The following is a 16516-nucleotide window of genomic DNA, read 5'->3' as shown; positions in this document are numbered from 1 at the left end:
TCAGCCCTCGCCGCCGGCCGCGGCGGCCGGGACGGGCGCGGTCCACGCCTCGGCCAGGCGCCTGCGGGTGTCCTCCAGCAGTTCCGGCAGGGCCTTGGTGCGCGCCACCACCGGCAGGAAGTTCGCGTCCCCGGCCCAGCGGGGCACGACGTGCTGGTGCAGGTGGGCGGCGATGCCCGCCCCGGCGACGGCGCCCTGGTTCATGCCGACGTTGAACCCGGCGGGGTTCGAGGCGGCCCGCAGGGTGGCGAGCGCCGCCCGGGTGAGCGCGGTGAACTCGGCCAGCTCGGCGGCGTCGAGGTCGACGTAGGAGGACACGTGCCGGTAGGGGCACACCAGCAGGTGACCGGGGTTGTACGGGTACAGGTTCAGCACGACGAGGACGCGCTGCCCGCGGTGCACCACGAGGCCGTCCTCGTCCGAGCGCGACGGCGCCCGGCAGAAGGGGCACTGCTGGGCGTCGTCGGGGTCGGTGGGCTTCCTCTCACCCCGGATGTACGCCATGCGGTGCGGGGTCCACAGCCGCTCGAACCCGTCCGCGTCGCCGGGCAGGGCGCCGGCCGGCTCCACCGACGCCTCTCCCCCGGGCTCGTGCGCGTCGCTCATCAGACCTGCACGCGCCGCTGGACGGCGTCCACGACCTTCGCCACGGCGTCGTCGACGGGTACGCCGTTCTCCTGGCTGCCGTCGCGGTAGCGGAAGGAGACCGCGCCCGCCTCGACGTCCTCGGCACCGGCGATGAGGAGGAACGGCACCTTCTGCTTGGTCCAGGTGCGGATCTTCTTGGGCATGCGGTCGTCGGAGGCGTCGACCTCCACGCGGATCCCGCGCTCGCGCAGCTTCGCGGCGACCTCCTGCAGGTGCGGCACGTGCGCGTCGGCGACGGGCACGCCGACGACCTGCACGGGCGCCAGCCAGGGCGGGAACGCGCCGGCGTAGTGCTCGGTCAGGACGGCGAAGAAGCGCTCGATGGACCCGAACAGCGCGCGGTGGATCATCACGGGGCGCTGCTTGGAGCCGTCGGCGGCGGTGTACTCCAGGCCGAAGCGCTCGGGCAGGTTGAAGTCCAGCTGGATGGTGGACATCTGCCAGGTGCGGCCGATGGCGTCGCGGGCCTGCACCGAGATCTTCGGGCCGTAGAAGGCAGCACCCCCGGGGTCGGGGACCAGTTCGAGACCGGACGCCTGCGCGACCTCCGCGAGCGTCGCGGTGGCCTCCTCCCAGGCGTCGTCGGAGCCGACGTACTTCTCCGGGTCCTTGGTGGACAGCTCGAGGTAGTAGTCGTCCAGGCCGTAGTCGGAGAGCAGCCCGAGCACGAAGCCGAGGGTGCGGGTGAGCTCGTCCTTCATCTGCTCGCGGGTGCAGTAGATGTGCGCGTCGTCCTGCGTCATCCCCCGCACGCGGGTGAGCCCGTGCACGACACCGGACTTCTCGTAGCGGTAGACGGTGCCGAACTCGAACAGGCGCAGCGGCAGCTCGCGGTAGGAGCGTCCGCGGCTGTCGAAGATCAGGTTGTGGAAGGGGCAGTTCATGGGCTTGAGGTAGTAGTTCTGCCCGGCCTTGCGCACCGTGCCGTCGGCGTCGACCTCGGCGTCCAGCTGCATGGCGGGGAACATGCCCTCGGCGTACCAGTCGAGGTGCCCGGACACCTCGAAGAGGTTCTGCTTCGTGATGTGCGGGGAGTAGACGAACTCGTACCCGGCCCTCTCGTGGGCCTGGCGCGAGTAGTCCTCCATCGCCCGGCGGACGACACCGCCCCTGGGGTGGAAGACCGCCAGCCCGGAGCCGATCTCGTCGGGGAAGGAGAAGAGGTCCAGCTCCACGCCCAGGCGGCGGTGGTCACGGCGCTCGGCCTCCGCGACCCGCTCCTGGTAGGCCTTCAGGTCGTCCTTGGTGGGCCAGGCGGTGCCGTAGACGCGCTGCAGCTGGGGGTTCTTCTCGCTGCCGCGCCAGTACGCGGCCGCCGAGCGCAGCAGGCTGAACCCGTTGCCGACCAGGCGGGTGCTGGGCAGGTGCGGCCCGCGGCACAGGTCCTTCCAGGCCACGGTGCCGTCGCGGCGGACGTTGTCGTAGATCGTCAGCTCGCCCGCGCCGACCTCGACGCCGGCGCCCTCGGCGGCCTCACCGGCGGTGGACTTCAGGCCGATGAGCTCCAGCTTGTACGGCTCGCCGGCCAGCTCGGCGCGCGCCTCGTCGTCGGTGACGGCGCGGCGCACGAAGCGCTGGCCCTCCTTGACGATGCGCTGCGCCGTCTTCTCGAGGGTCTTCAGGTCCTCGGGGGTGAAGGGGCGCTCGACGTCGAAGTCGTAGTAGAAGCCGTCGCGGATCGGCGGGCCGATGCCCAGCTTGGCCTCGGGGAAGTGCTGCTGCACGGCCTGGGCCACGACGTGCGCGGCGGAGTGCCGCAGCACCGCCAGCCCGTCCTCGGAGGAGATCAGGACGCCCTCGACCTCGTCGCCGTCGGCCAGCGGGTGCGTCAGGTCCCGCAGTTCGCCGTTGACGCGGGCGACGACGACGTCGCGCTCGTCGGTGAACAGCTCGCCGGCGGTCGCGCCGGCCTCGACCTGCACCGTCGTCGCGGGCGCCGAGGCGCCGGAACGGGTGACGGTGAGCTGGGCGGACACTGCGCGCCTCCGGGGGTCGTCGGTCAGGGGCGTGGGGGCTCCCCCACGCCCGCGACTCTAGCCGGGAGCCCCGCCCGGGCCGTCGGCACGCGTCCGCAGCCGCGCCGCGTCACCGGTGCGCACGGTCCCGCCGCGCAGCACCTCGGCGAAGGAACCGGCGCAGTGGCGCGGCGGCCGCCCCAGCCGCAGCAGCACCGGTCCCACCTCCAGCAGGGCACCGGCGAGCTCCGCGGCGGGCGGGAGCGCGGCGGCGGCGGGACGCAGGAGGAGGTTCGCCCGCGAGGAGTCGCCGGCGCCGGGGGCGTCGCGGTCCGCGGTGGTCACCACGTGCACGGCGGCGACCTGGCGCGCGCCCCCTGGGGCGGGGTGCAGCTGCACGGGTGCGTCCACGCCGAGGAAGCGGGCCACGGCCCGCAGGTCGCCGGGAGCGGCGCCCGGGGCGCTGACCAGGGGCGCCTGCGGCGTCCCGGAGAGCTCGAGCTCACGCAGCTGGGGGGTGGTCTTCGCCCGCAGCGGTTCACCGCCGGCGGTCAGGACGAACCCGCGGTCCCCCTCCAGGCCCTCGGGGCCGACCTCGACGGCCGCGGGGAGCAGACCGGCGACGGACTTCACGGGGAAGACGGCGATCTGGACGACGAGAGCCCCGGCGTCGACGACTCCGGGGCTCTGCACGTGATGCTCCTGGTGGTGCTGGTGTGGGCGATACTGGGATCGAACCAGTGACCCCCTCGGTGTGAACGAGGTGCTCTCCCGCTGAGCTAATCGCCCGGTGCGACCGCTGACCGCGACCGGTGGAAGAACCATACCGTGTCCCCGGGGGTGTTCACGACCGCCCCCGCGGGTGCGTCGTTCAGAGCCCGGGGAGGCGGCTCAGCTGGGCGGTGACCACCTCGGGGCTCCAGGCGGGCACGCCCTGCCAGGCCAGGTACCCCCACGCCGCGGCCCCCACGGCCGCCGCCGCGCCCGTGCCCAGGCCGATGCGGGTGGCCCACGAGCGCCCGGCGATCCACTGCGTCCACCGGTGGACCTGGCGGTGCGCGAAGCGGTGCACGCGCCGCGCGGTGGCGAACTCGGTGCCCAGGATCGCCAGGCCCAGGAAGACGACGAGCCAGCCGGGGCCCGGCAGCGGGACCATGACCAGGCCCAGCAGCGCCACGGCGGTGCCGACCACCGCGACCGCGGTGCGGTAGGCGCGGTCGGCGTGGGCGTCGGCCCGCAGGCGCTCGCGGCGCCGGCGCAGGGCGGCGCGCAGGCGCTCCGCGCGCCGCCGGCGGACCAGCAGCGGGTCGCCGGCACCTGCGCCCCCCGGTGCGGTCGCGGGCGCCGGCGCGCCCGTCGGCGAGGTGCCGCCGACCCTGGCCGCGGGCACCGCCCCGTCCGCGCCGCGCGGCCCGTCGCCCCCGGGCGGGGCGAAGGGGCCGGGCGGCGGCACGCGCTCCGCCTCGTCCCCACCGCCCGCGCGGCCCTGCCGACCGTCCGCCGTCACGCGCACCCGCTCCTCCTCGCCCGCCCCGCCGCCGGGGCCCTCCGTCGACCACCCCAACGCACGAGGTGCCGCGAACGCTCCCCGGCGCACCGGGGTCCGGGCCGGTGCGGCGGGGGTGGCGGCGGGCCCGGGGGGAACCGCAGGTGGACGGGACACGTCCCAGTTGCGCCGTCCGGGTGTTTGGGAGGCCGGATCGGTGGGAAACTCCTCAGCACGGTCGCTGTAGCCCGTCAGCGGCCATGAGCACACGGAGGTCGACGTGCCTGCACTGCCGCACCGCAAGACCGAGGTCGACGTCGACGTGTCGCTGCGCCTACGCACCACCAGCGGGCCCGGTCTCCCCGTCCCCGCCAGCCTGCACTACGGGGCTGACGACCCCTTCGCCATCCACGCGGTCTTCCGCGGGGGTGACGCGGACGTGGAGTGGGTCTTCGCGCGCGACCTGCTGAGGGAGGGGCTCACCGCACCCGCCGGCGACGGCGACGTGCAGGTGCGCCCGTGCACCGACTCCCCCGAGGGTCGCCCGCGCGTCCTGCTCCGCCTGTCGTCCCCGGACGGCAACGCGGAGCTCGAGGCGGACGAGGCGGACGTCCGGCGCTTCCTGCGCCGGGCGGAGGCCCTCGTGCCCCCGGGGCGCGAGGCGCGTCACCTGGACCTGGACGACCTGATCGCCCGGCTGACCGCCTGACCAGCAGCGACGAGCGCGACGCTCGCACCAGGGGCCCGCGCCCGGCACCGACGCCGGGTGCGGGCCCCTGGTGCGCCCACCGCCCCCGCTCGACGAACGCCGGGTGAACGCGCCGGGCGGGGCGGTTGGACTGCACCCGCAGCCGTCGGCTACTGTCTACGACGTCACGGGGAACCGGCCGGAAGGGCGGGAAGCCGGAGACGTGCGGACGTAGCGCAGTTGGTAGCGCATCACCTTGCCAAGGTGAGGGTCGCGGGTTCGAGTCCCGTCGTCCGCTCGGAGGCCGGCTCACAGGCGCGAGCCTCACGGTGGAGTGGCCGAGAGGTTAGGCAGCGGCCTGCAAAGCCGTCCACACGGGTTCGAATCCCGTCTCCACCTCACAAGCTCATCGGGTCGCTCCCGGTGTGCTCGAGGGCGATTGGCGCAGCGGTAGCGCGCTTCCCTGACACGGAAGAGGTCACTGGTTCGATCCCAGTATCGCCCACTCCCTCGATCGAAGGCCCGGCACCCGCAGGTGCCGGGCCTTCGTCGTGCCCGGCGCCTGGCGCCCGCACGGCGGAGCCGGGACGAGCCCCGTCTCACGGCACCCAGCGGCGCCTCTCGACGGCCTCGGCACGCGCCGCCTCGCGCGCGGCCGCCTTGCCGGGGTCGGGCCAGACCCGGTCCACCGCGGCGTTCAGGGCCGCCCCGGCGAGCACGGCGATCGCCAGGACGTAGAACCACACGAGCACCACGATCGGCGCGGCCAGGGGCCCGTAGATCGAGGTGGAGGTGCCGCCGACGGAGGCCGACAGCAGCGGACGCAGCAGCGAGGAGGCCAGCAGCCACAGCAGCAGCGCCAGGACGGCGCCGGGCAGGTCGCGCCACCAGCGGCTGCGCACCGGCGTGGCCAGGTGGTAGAGCGTCGCGAGGCAGAACACCGACAGCAGCAGCACCACGGGCCAGTAGCTGCGGGAGAGCACGGCGAGCTCCGCAGGCAACCAGCGCCCCACCACGCGCGGCCCCACCAGCAGCAGCGGCAGGACGACCACGGCCACCAGCAGACCCGCCAGGTAGGTGCCCAGCGACAGCAACCGGGTGCGCACGATGCCGCGGTGACCACCCAGGCCGTACATGATCGAGATGGTGTCCACGTACACGTTGAGGGCGCGCGAACCGGACCAGACGCTGAACCCGAAGGCCAGCAGGGTGAGGTCGGCCCGTCCCGCGGTGGTCACCGAGTCGAAGGTGGGCAGGACCACCTCGTCGATGACCTCGGGGGTGAAGAAGGCCTCCGTCAGGCGGGTCAGCTGCCCGCGGGCGGCGGCGACCTCGTCCCGCCCCAGCCAGCGCCCGACGTAGCCGAGGCTGGCGACGAGGCCGAAGACGAGCGGCGGCAGCGACAGCAGCGCGAAGAAGCCGCCCTCGGCGGCCAGCCCGGTGATCCGGAAGCGCAGGCAGGCGCCGACCGTGCCGGCGACCAGCTCGCGGGCGGCGCCCAGCGCGCGGCGCACCCGCGGGGAGCGGGCGGCGGCGGGCACGGCGGGCAGGGCGGGCAGGGCGGGTCCGCGGTAGGCACCCGCGGGCCGGGAGGGGTCTTCGGGCACCGCCGAAGGGTAGCCGCGCCGGCGGCGCGGGCCGCGGCGCACGCGCCGCCGCCGCCGGTCGGGGTGTGAGCCGGGGCGCGAGCGGACATGATGACCGTCGACCGCGCACGTGGAGTGCACGAGCTAGGCAGTGGAAGGACCCGCGATGCAGATCTGGCCCGGACGGCCCTACCCCCTGGGCGCCACCTACGACGGGGCGGGGACCAACTTCGCCCTCTTCTCCGAGGTCGCGGAGCGGGTGGAGCTGTGCCTGATCGGCGACGACGGCACCGAGGAGCGGTTGGACCTGCCCGAGGTGGACGGCTTCGTCTGGCACGCCTACCTGCCCTCGGTGATGCCCGGGCAGCGGTACGGCTACCGCGTGCACGGCCCCTTCCACCCCGAGAGCGGGGCGCGCTGCCAGCCGGAGAAGCTGCTGCTGGACCCGTACGCCAAGGCCATCGAGGGCCAGGTCGACGGCGACGAGTCGCTCTTCTCGTACCGCTTCGACGACAACTCCGTCGTCAACGACGACGACAGCCTGGGGCACACGATGCTCTCCGTCGTGGTCAACCCCTTCTTCGACTGGGGCAACGACCGGCAGCCGGGCCACGAGTACCACGAGTCGGTGATCTACGAGGCCCACGTGAAGGGCCTCAGCCAGCTCCACCCGGACATCCCCGAGGAGATCCGCGGCACCTACGCCGGCATGGCGCACCCGGCGATGATCGAGCACCTCACCTCGCTGGGGGTGACGGCCGTGGAGCTGATGCCGGTGCACCAGTTCGTGCAGGACACGCACCTGACCGACAAGGGGCTGTCCAACTACTGGGGCTACAACACCATCGGCTTCTTCGCACCGCACAACGCCTACTCCTCCACCGGCCAGCGCGGCCAACAGGTGCAGGAGTTCAAGTCGATGGTGCGGGCGCTGCACGAGGCGAACATCGAGGTCATCCTCGACGTGGTCTACAACCACACCGCCGAGGGCAACCACATGGGCCCGACCCTGTGCTTCCGCGGGATCGACAACCAGGCGTACTACCGGCTGGTCGACGAGGACAAGAAGTTCTACTTCGACACCACCGGCACCGGCAACAGCCTGCTGATGCGCTCTCCGCACGTCCTGCAGCTGATCATGGACTCGCTGCGGTACTGGGTGACGGAGATGCATGTCGACGGCTTCCGCTTCGACCTGGCGGCGACGCTGGCCCGCCAGTTCCACGAGGTGGACCGCCTTAGCGCGTTCTTCGACATCGTCCAGCAGGACCCGGTGATCTCCCAGGTCAAGCTCATCGCCGAGCCGTGGGACGTCGGCGAGGGCGGCTACCAGGTCGGCGGGTTCCCGGCGCTGTGGACGGAGTGGAACGGTCGCTACCGCGACACCGTGCGCGACTTCTGGCGCGGGGAGGCCGGGACGCTCGGGGAGTTCGCCAGCCGCATCACCGGCTCCTCCGACCTGTACGAGCACTCCGGGCGCAAGCCCATCGCCAGCATCAACTTCGTCACCGCGCACGACGGCTTCACGATGCGCGACCTCGTCTCGTACAACGACAAGCACAACGACGCCAACGGTGAGGGCGGCGCGGACGGCGAGAGCCACAACCGCTCCTGGAACTGCGGGGTCGAGGGCCCCACGGACGACGAGGAGATCATCTCGCTGCGCGCGCGGCAGCACCGCAACATGCTGGTGACGCTGCTGCTGAGCCAGGGCGTGCCCATGATCCTGCACGGCGACGAGATGGGCCGGACGCAGCAGGGCAACAACAACGTCTACTGCCAGGACAACGAGCTGGCCTGGATGGACTGGAACCTGTCCGACTCGCAGCAGGAGCTGCTGGAGTTCACGCGCCGGGTGGTCGAGCTGCGCCGCACCGAGCCCGTCTTCCAGCGCCGGCGCTTCTTCGCCGGCGACGCCGGCCACGGCGGGGAGAGCAAGATCGGCGACATCGAGTGGTTCGTCGCCGACGGCACCGAGATGACCGACGAGGACTGGTCCGACGCGGCCAACCGCAGCGTCATGATCTTCCTCAACGGCGAGGCGATCCCCGAGCCGGACCGCCGCGGGGAACGCATCGTCGGCGACTCCTTCCTGATCATGTACAACCCGTGGCACGAGGCGGTGGAGTTCACGCTGCCCGAGAAGGCGTACGGCGACGACTGGCACGTGCGCCTCGACACCGCCGACGACCAGGTCGGGGTGGTGTCCATCTTCACCGAGGAGTCGGCGTTCTCGCCGGGCACGAAGCTGCCCGTGGCCGGCCGCTCCGTGCTCGTCCTGGCCCGAGAGCCGCTGGGGGACAAGTGACCGATCCCACCTACCGCCCGGCCGTGGTGCCGGTGAGCACCTACCGCTTCCAGGTGCAGCCGGCGTTCACCTTCGACGACGCCGCCGCGCAGGCCGAGCACCTGCAGCGCCTGGGCGTCTCGCACGCCTACCTCTCCCCCGTCCTGGCCCCCGCGAGGGGCTCCACCCACGGCTACGACGTGGTGGACCACTCCCGGCTCAACGAGGAGGCCGGCGGGCGCGCGGGCTTCGACCGGCTCGTGGCCGCGCTGCGCGGGGCGGGCCTGGCCGCCGTGGCCGACGTGGTGCCCAACCACATGGCGGTGCCCACCCCGGCGCACGAGAACGCCCAGCTGTGGTCGGTGCTCAAGGAGGGGCCCCGCTCCCCCTACGCGCGCTGGTTCGACGTGGACTGGTCGGTGCCCGACCGCGCGATCCTCATGGCGGTGCTGGGGCAGCGCATCGGCCAGGTCCTGGCCGCCGGTGAGCTGAGCCTGGGCACCCGCTCCACGCCGCAGGGCGAGGAGCACGTGCTGCGCTACTACGACCACGTCTTCCCCGTGCGCCCGGGCACCGAGGAGCTGCCGCTGGCGGAGCTGGTGGACCGGCAGTGGTACCGCCTGGCGCACTGGCGGGTGGCCGACGAGGAGCTGAACTACCGGCGCTTCTTCGACGTGGACACCCTGGCCGCGATCCGCGTGGAGGACCGGGAGGTGTTCGACGCCTCCCACGCCCTGCTGCTGGAGCTGGTGGGCCGCGGGGACCTGCAGGGCCTGCGCATCGACCACCCCGACGGGCTGGCCGACCCGCGCGGTTACCTGCGGTGGCTGGCGCAGGCCACCGCGAACGCCACCGGGGACGGCAGCGCCTGGGTCGTCGTGGAGAAGATCCTCGAGGGCGAGGAGCAGCTGCCTGCGGACTGGGCGTGCGCCGGCACCACCGGCTACGACGCCCTGCAGCGGGTGGGCGGGCTGTTCCTGGACCCGGCGGGGGCCGAGCCGCTGACCGAGCAGTACACCGCGCTCACCGGCGAGACCGGCACGTTCCAGGCGGTCGTCGACAACGCCAAGCGCGAGGTCGTCGAGCACGGCCTGTACGCCGAGGTGCACCGCCTGGTGGACCTGCTCTCCGGCATCTGCCACGACGACGTCGACCTGCGCGACCACACCCGCCGGGGCCTGCACGAGTGCGTCGTGGAGCTGCTGGTGGCGTTCCACCAGTACCGCGCCTACGTGGTGCCCGGGGAGGAGGCGTCGCCGGAGGCCGTCCGGGTCGTGGAGGGTGCCGCCGAGCAGGCCCGCGCCCACCTGCCCGAGGAGCGCCACGACACCCTGCAGGTGGTGGTGGACCTGGCGCTGAACCGGGCCGGCGACCCCTCGGACGCCCGGATCGCCGAGTTCGTGGTGCGCTTCCAGCAGACCTGCGGCCCGGTGATGGCCAAGGGCATCGAGGACACCTCGTTCTACCGCTGGTTCCGGCTGTCCTCGCTCAACGAGGTCGGTGGGGACCCCACCCGCTTCGGGACCTCCCCGGAGGAGTTCCACTCCTTCTGCTCCGCCCTGGCCCGCGACTGGCCCGCGGCCATGACGACGCTGTCCACGCACGACACCAAGCGCAGCGAGGACGTGCGGGCGCGGTTGTCGGTCCTGTCGGAGCTGACGGAGGAGTGGGGCGCGGCGCTGACGCGATGGCGCGAGCTGGCCGCCGAGCACCGGGCGGGCGAGCTCGACGCGCGCACCGAGCTGCTGGTGTGGCAGACCCTCTTCGGCACCTGGGGCGAGGGCCCGATCAGCGACGAGCGGCTGGTGGGCTACCTGCAGAAGGCCACCCGCGAGGCGAAGGACCACACCACGTGGACCTCGCCGGACGAGGCGTACGAGGCGGCGGTGGAGCGCTTCGCCACCGGGGTGCTGGGGGACGAGGCGGTCCTGGCGGCGGTGCGGGAGTTCGTCGACGCGACCGCGGCGCAGGCCCGCGTGGCGGTGCTGGGGCAGAAGTTCGTGCAGCTGGCGATGCCGGGCGTGCCGGACGTCTACCAGGGCAGCGAGCTGGTGGACCTGTCCCTGGTCGATCCCGACAACCGCCGGCCCGTGGACTACGCCGAGCGGACCCGCCGCCTGGCTGCGCTGGACGGCGGCTCCGCCCCGGCGGACCTGCACGACGAGAAGCTGCTCGTCGTCTCCCGGACCCTGCGGGCCCGCCGGGACCACGAGCGCTCCTTCGTCGGCCCCGAGGCCGGCTACTCCCCCGTGCCGACGTCCACGGGCAACGCCCTGGCGTTCGCCCGGGGCCCGGTCGAGGCCCCCGGGGCGATCGCGGTGGCGACCCGGCTGCCGGTGTCGCTGGAGCGCAACGGCGGCTGGGGCGAGCACACGCTGACCCTGCCCGAGGGCCGCTGGCGCAACGCGTTCACCGGGGCGGAGCTGGCCGGCGGCCCGGCGCGCATCGCCGACCTGCTGACCGACCTGCCGGTGGCCCTGCTGCTGCGCTCCTGAGGACCGGGCCGGGACGCACCGGGGGCGCNCTGCACCGCGACGGTGCAGCGCCCCCGTGCGTTCGGGGTGAGGCCCTCAGCGGTCCTCGACCAGCATGTCGGCGCACTTCTCACCGATGGCCATCGTGGTGATGTTGGGGTTCACCGCACCGAGGAACGGCATGATGGAGCCGTCGGCGATGCGCAGGCCGCGCACGCCCTTGACCCGCAGCCGCGGGTCGACGACGGCCATGCGGTCGTCCTCGGCACCCATCCGCGCGGTGCACGCCGGGTGGTAGACGGTGTTGTGGGTCTTGGTGATGTAGTCGGCGATCTCGTCGTCGGTGACGACGTCCTTGCCGGGGGCAAGTTCCGCACCGGCCCACGGCGCCATGGGCTCCTGCTCGACGATCCGGCGGGCGAGGCGGATGCCCTCGGTCATGACGGCGAGGTCGTGACCCTCGGGGTCGGTGAAGTAGCGGGGGTCGACCTTGGGGCGGTCCCGGAAGTCGCGGGAGCGCAGCTTCACCGTTCCCCGGGACTTGCCCTGGGTGACGTTGGGCGTGAGGCAGAACCCGTTGTCGGTCGTCGGGTACCCCCAGCGGACCGTGTTCAGGTCGAACGGCACCGACCCGTAGTGCATCATCAGGTCCGGCACGTTCGTGCCGGCCGCACGGCCGAGCTCGGTGGTGGCGAACACACCGATCTCCCACCACTGCGTCGACGCGGTGACCATCGGCTGCAGGGCGTCCCAGAACACCAGGCCCTCGACGTGGTCGTCGAGGTTCTCCCCCACCCCGGGCGCGTCGACGAGGACGTCGATGCCGAACCCGCGCAGCTGCTCGGGCTGGCCGATCCCGGACAGCATCAGCAGCTTCGGCGTGTCGATGGCCCCGGCGGAGAGCACGACCTCGCGGCGGGCCCGCACCGTGCCGTGGTGGATGAGGTCCGGCGCCATGAACTGCACACCCGTGGCGCGGTGGGTGCCGTCCGCCGGGTCCTGCTCGACGAGGACCTTCTCCACCCAGTACCCGGTGCGCACCTCGAGGTTCGGGCGCGTGCCGAGGATCGGGTGCAGGTAGGCGTGCGAGCTGGACATGCGCGTGCCGTCGTCATCGGCGTTGATCTGGAACCACCCGGCGCCGTTCATCACGGTGGCGCCCTCGTTGTACCGGACCGTCGGCAGCCCGGCGGCGGCGGCCGCCTCCAGCAGCGCGACGCCGGCGGGGTCCACCGGCGGGACCGTCCGCAGCCGGACCGGCCCGCTGCGGCCGTGGTGCTCGCCCGGGCCGTCGTTGTTCTCCAGCCGCTTGATCAGCGGCAGCACGTCCTTCGCGCCCCACCCGGTGCAGCCCATGGCCTCCCAGGCGTCCAGCCCCTCGGCGGGCGGGTGGAAGGCGATGCACGAGTTGTGCGACGAGCAGCCGCCCAGCACCTTGGCGCGGGCGTGGCGCAGGAAGCTGTTGCCGTTCTCCTGCGGCTCGACGGGGTAGTCCCAGTCGTAGCCGGAGTCCAGCAGGTGCATCCAGTCGGTCAGCTTGAGGATGTTCTCGTCGCCGACGTCGCTCGGGCCCGCCTCCAGCAGGCACACCGTCACCGACGGGTCCTCCGACAACCGGGCGGCGACGACGCACCCGGCGGTGCCGCCTCCGGCGATGACGTAGTCGAACTCCTCGACGGGGGTCGTGGTGCTCACCGTTCTCCCTCTCCTCCGGCCGACACCGTCAGCCCTTGAACCAGTCGGCTGCCGCCGGCTTCGTGTTGCGCCACACGTGCTGCACCTCGCGGTACTCCGCGAGGCCCGCGGGCCCCAGTTCCCGGCCGTTGCCGGACATCCGCATGCCGCCCCACTCCGCCTGCGGGACGTAGGGGCCGAAGTCGTTGATCCAGACCGTGCCGTGCCGCAGGGCGCGCGCGACGCGCTCCCCGCGCTCGTCGTCACCGGTCTGCACCCCGCCGGCCAGGCCGTAGGCGGTGTCGTTGCCCAGCTCCACCGCCTCGGCCTCGGTGCGGAAGCGCTCGACGGTCATGATCGGGCCGAAGGTCTCCTCCTGCACCAGGCGCATCGAGCGGTCGCAGCCGTCGAAGATCGTGGGCTCGTAGAAGAAGCCGCGGGCCAGGGCCGGGTCCGCGGGGCGGCGCCCACCGGTGACGAGCCTGGCGCCCTCCTCCAGCCCGAGGCGCACGTAGCCCTCGACCTTCTCCCGGTGCACCGCCGAGACCAGCGGCCCGGACTCGGTGCCCTCGTCCAGCCCGTTGCCCAGCCGGACGCGCCGGGCGCGCTCGGCGACGCGGGCCACGAGCTCGTCGGCGATCGACTCCTCCACGATGAGCCGGGTGCCCGCGGAGCAGACCTGACCGGCGTGCAGGAACACCCCGGTCAGGACGGTGTCGGCGGCGCGGTCGAGGTCGACGTCGGCGAAGACGAGCTGGGGGTTCTTGCCGCCCAGCTCGACCGTCGTGCGCTTGACCGTCTGCGCGGTCGAGCGCAGGATCGCGCGGCCGGTCTCCAGCCCTCCGGTGAAGGAGACCAGGTCGACGGCCGGGTGCTCGGTCAGGACCGGCCCGACCGCGGACCCCGCCCCCAGCACGAGGTTGACGACGCCGTCGGGCACGCCCGCCTCGACCAGCAGCCGCACCAGGTGCACCGTGCTCAGCGGGGTGACCTCGCTGGGCTTGAGGACGACGGTGTTCCCCGCGGCCAGAGCGGGGGCGACCTTCCACGACATCTGCAGCAGCGGGTAGTTCCACGGCGCGATCAGGGTGCACACGCCGACCGGGTGGTGCACGACCCGGCTGACGACGTCGTCGCGGCCGACGTCCACGGTGCGGTCGACCTCGACGAGGACCTGCTCCGCGTAGTAGCGGAACACCGCCGCCACGTCGTCGACGTCGATGCGGCTCTCCACCAGCGTCTTGCCGGTGTCCAGGGTCTCGGTGCGGGCGATCTCCTCGCGGTCGCGCTCGAGCAGGTCCGCGACGCGGCGCAGCAGCGCCGAGCGCTCCCCGACACCGGTGCGCGGCCACGGCCCGGTGTCGAAGGCGCGGCGGGCCGCGAGGACGGCCGCCTCCGCGTCGGGTGCCGAGGCCTCGTCGACGGTCGTGAAGGCCTCGCCGTCGTAGGGGTTGACGACCTCGCGACGGCCGCCCTCGGCGGCCGGTCGCCAGGTGGAGTCGATGAACAGCTCGGGCACGGTGGCTCCTCCGGGTCTTCGGGGACGGTCAGTTCGCCTGGCGGGTGGAGTCCTGCTGCAACCGCAGCCACTCCACGTGGCGCTCGTACTGGTCGAGCACGTCGTCGATCAGCTGGGAGTGCGTGTAGCCCATCACGTCGTAGCCCTGCCCGCCCTCGGCGAGGTGGACCTCCAGGCGGGAGTAGGCCTGCTCACGGTCGTCCCCACGGTCGTCGCCGGATCGGCTCGGGGTGTCGCGGGCGAAGACGGGCACCGGCAGCTCGGCCCGGTGGACCCGGTAGCAGAACGGCTGCACCTGTCCCAGGTCCGCGGCCAGCTGCGCGTAGCGGTCGCCGAACGCGTCGGTGGTCCAGCCCACCTCCGCGTCCACCCCGCGCTCGCGCATCTCACCGGCGACCTCCCGCAGCGCGGGCAGGACGACCTCGTCCAGGTGCCGCTGAGCGGCGTCGCGGGAGGGGTACCCCATCGCCCGTCCCAGGCGCAGGCGCCAGCTGTCCCCGTCGCGCCGCTCGGGCACGCCGGGGCTGCGGCCCGACAGCCGGCCCGGCAGGCTGGAGACCCGGCTGACGTCCCGCAGGCCCTCCACGCGCAGCGCCTTGTACAGCCCGACCATGACCAGCAGCATCACGAAGGTGAACGGCAGGCCCATGACGACGGTGGCGCTCTGCAGGGCGGTGACGCCGCCGACCAGCAGCATCCCCACCGTGAGCAGGCCGGTGACCAGGGCCCAGAAGACGCGCAGGCCGGTGCCGGCGTCGGTGTTCGGCGTCGGCAGCCTGGACGACAGGTTCGCCATCACCAGTGCGCCGGAGTCGGCGGAGGTCACGTAGAACAGCAGGCCGATGACGGTCGCCAGACCGGCCACGAACGTGAACGCCGGGTACTCCATGAGCAGGGTGTAGAACCCCCGCTCGGGGGTGTTCACGGTCAGCTCGCCGAAGTCCGAGCCGCCCCGGCGCACCGCGTCGATGGCGCTGTTGCCGAAGATCGAGACCCACATGACGATGTAGGCGAACGGGATGGTCAGGCTGCCCAGCACGAACTGGCGGATGGTGCGGCCCCGGGAGATCCGGGCGAGGAACATGCCCACGAACGCCGCCCAGGCGGCCCACCACGCCCAGAAGAAGAGCGTCCAGCCGTTCATCCAGTCCTGCGGGTTCGTCCAGGCGAAGGTCTCCATCGTCAGGGACCCGAACCCGCTGGCGAAGTCGCCGACGTTCATGACCAGGCCGTTGAGCAGCAGCGTGGTGTTCCCGGCGACCAGCACGAACAGCACCAGGCCGGCGGCGAGGAGCACGTTGAGCTGGGACAGCAGCTTGATGCCGCGGTCCACACCCGTGATGGCGGAGATCGTGGCGAGGACCACCGCCAGGGCGATGAGCCCGATCTGGGCGGCCGGGCCCTCGGGGACGCCGAAGAGGACGAACAGGCCGAAGTTCAGCTGCACGACGGCGATGCCCAGCGACGTCGCCACACCGAAGATCGTGCCGAGCATGGCGGCGATGTCGACGCCGTGACCGAGGGCACCGTGCACGCGCCGGCCGAACACCGGGTACAGCGCCGAGCGGATCGCCAGGGGCAGGTTCATCCGGTAGGAGAAGTACCCCAGGGCCATGCCCATGAGCGCGTACATGCCCCAGCCGGAGATGCCGTAGTGGAACATCGTCCACACGGTCGCCTCGCGCGCGGCGGCCACCGTGCCGCCCTGGCCGACCGGCGGCTGCAGGAACTGCGTCACCGGCTCGGCGACCGCGAAGAACATCAGGTCGGTGCCGATGCCCGCGGCGAACAGCATCGACACCCAGGCGAAGGTGCTGAACTGCGGGGAGGAGTGCTCCGGGCCGAGCTTGGTGCGCCCGTACCGCGACAGCGCCAGGACCACGACGAAGACGAGCACGACCGTGGCGAACAGGACGTAGTACCAGCCGAACCACTGCCCCACCCAGCCCACCGCGGTGGAGATCACCGACGACGCGGACTCGGGGGCGAGCAGGATCCAGCCGGCGATCGCCAGGATCGCGATCGCCGCACCCCAGAAGACGGGCGCCTGGACGCTGGCCTCCCGCCCCGCCGGGGCCGCCCCGGCGCCGCCGGGGGGCTGCGCCGCAGTGGTGCCGTCGGGGGTGGTGCCCTGCGCGCTCACGCCGCCCGCCTCCTCGGTGCGCGGGACCGCGCGCGGTCGGCGGCGCGGGGGGCCGG

11 protein-coding genes and 4 tRNA genes are annotated in these 16516 nt (G+C 73.1%); 6 read left to right on the top strand and 9 right to left on the bottom strand.

Annotated elements, in window-relative coordinates:
- The 5 genes from MN205_RS10775 to MN205_RS21240 all read right to left on the bottom strand — a co-directional run bounded on the left by MN205_RS10775 (window position 1) and on the right by MN205_RS21240 (window position 4116).
- Window positions 1–606: an HIT domain-containing protein gene (locus MN205_RS10775; protein WP_242127082.1), complete on the bottom strand. Its 606-nt coding sequence runs from the start codon at window positions 604–606 to the stop codon at window positions 1–3.
- Window positions 606–2624, bottom strand: a complete 2019-nt coding sequence (thrS, locus tag MN205_RS10770) for a threonine--tRNA ligase (RefSeq protein WP_242127080.1) — start codon at window positions 2622–2624, stop codon at window positions 606–608. Before thrS ends, MN205_RS10775 begins: the two co-directional genes overlap by 1 nt.
- A gap of 57 nt (window positions 2625–2681) precedes the next feature.
- The gene (locus MN205_RS10765; RefSeq protein WP_242127078.1) at window positions 2682–3296 is read right to left on the bottom strand and encodes an MOSC N-terminal beta barrel domain-containing protein; all 615 of its coding nucleotides are present in this window, start codon (window positions 3294–3296) and stop codon (window positions 2682–2684) included.
- Between the two features lie 24 nt (window positions 3297–3320).
- A tRNA-Val gene (locus MN205_RS10760) sits at window positions 3321–3392 on the bottom strand.
- Window positions 3393–3474: 82 nt separating this feature from the next.
- A complete protein-coding gene (locus tag MN205_RS21240; protein WP_308220267.1) occupies window positions 3475–4116 on the bottom strand; it encodes a TIGR02611 family protein in 642 nt (213 codons plus the stop codon).
- A 253-nt stretch (window positions 4117–4369) separates the two neighbouring features.
- Between MN205_RS21240 and MN205_RS10745 the strand changes: the two genes are divergently transcribed.
- The 4 genes from MN205_RS10745 (at window position 4370) to MN205_RS10730 (ending at window position 5282) form a co-directional block, all read left to right on the top strand.
- Window positions 4370–4798 carry an SsgA family sporulation/cell division regulator gene (locus tag MN205_RS10745; RefSeq protein ID WP_242127076.1) on the top strand — a complete coding sequence of 143 codons (429 nt, stop codon included), beginning with the start codon at window positions 4370–4372 and terminating at the stop codon, window positions 4796–4798.
- A gap of 204 nt (window positions 4799–5002) precedes the next feature.
- Window positions 5003–5075: transfer RNA gene (locus tag MN205_RS10740), tRNA-Gly, on the top strand.
- 30 nt (window positions 5076–5105) lie between these two features.
- Window positions 5106–5176 (top strand) — tRNA-Cys (locus MN205_RS10735).
- A 34-nt stretch (window positions 5177–5210) separates the two neighbouring features.
- Window positions 5211–5282: transfer RNA gene (locus MN205_RS10730), tRNA-Val, on the top strand.
- Between the two features lie 94 nt (window positions 5283–5376).
- On the opposite strand, the gene MN205_RS10725 is transcribed toward MN205_RS10730, so the two are convergent.
- A complete protein-coding gene (locus MN205_RS10725) occupies window positions 5377–6384 on the bottom strand; it encodes a YihY/virulence factor BrkB family protein (protein WP_242127074.1) in 1008 nt (335 codons plus the stop codon).
- 145 nt (window positions 6385–6529) lie between these two features.
- On the opposite strand from MN205_RS10725, the gene glgX reads away from it, so the two are divergent.
- Window positions 6530–8671, top strand: a complete 2142-nt coding sequence (glgX, locus tag MN205_RS10720) for a glycogen debranching protein GlgX (protein ID WP_242127072.1) — start codon at window positions 6530–6532, stop codon at window positions 8669–8671.
- The gene (gene treY / locus MN205_RS10715) at window positions 8668–11145 is read left to right on the top strand and encodes a malto-oligosyltrehalose synthase (protein WP_242127071.1); all 2478 of its coding nucleotides are present in this window, start codon (window positions 8668–8670) and stop codon (window positions 11143–11145) included. Before glgX ends, treY begins: the two co-directional genes overlap by 4 nt.
- A gap of 75 nt (window positions 11146–11220) precedes the next feature.
- On the opposite strand, the gene MN205_RS21840 is transcribed toward treY, so the two are convergent.
- Genes MN205_RS21840 through betT form a run of 3 tightly spaced genes read right to left on the bottom strand, consistent with a single transcriptional unit; the run spans window position 11221 to window position 16460 of the window.
- Complete coding sequence (locus MN205_RS21840) at window positions 11221–12819, bottom strand: GMC family oxidoreductase (protein ID WP_242127069.1); 1599 nt, start codon at window positions 12817–12819, stop codon at window positions 11221–11223.
- A gap of 28 nt (window positions 12820–12847) precedes the next feature.
- Window positions 12848–14317 (bottom strand): aldehyde dehydrogenase family protein, encoded by a 1470-nt coding sequence (locus tag MN205_RS10705; RefSeq protein WP_242127067.1) that lies wholly within the window; start codon window positions 14315–14317, stop codon window positions 12848–12850.
- A 28-nt stretch (window positions 14318–14345) separates the two neighbouring features.
- Complete coding sequence (betT, locus tag MN205_RS10700; protein ID WP_242127065.1) at window positions 14346–16460, bottom strand: choline BCCT transporter BetT; 2115 nt, start codon at window positions 16458–16460, stop codon at window positions 14346–14348.
- Between the last annotated feature and the right edge of the window lie 56 nt (window positions 16461–16516).

Source organism: Kineococcus sp. TRM81007, assembly GCF_022669155.1.
Lineage (GTDB): Bacteria > Actinomycetota > Actinomycetes > Actinomycetales > Kineococcaceae > Kineococcus.
Note: the sequence above shows the minus strand (reverse complement) of the source record. Positions and strands in the feature narration are given on the sequence as shown.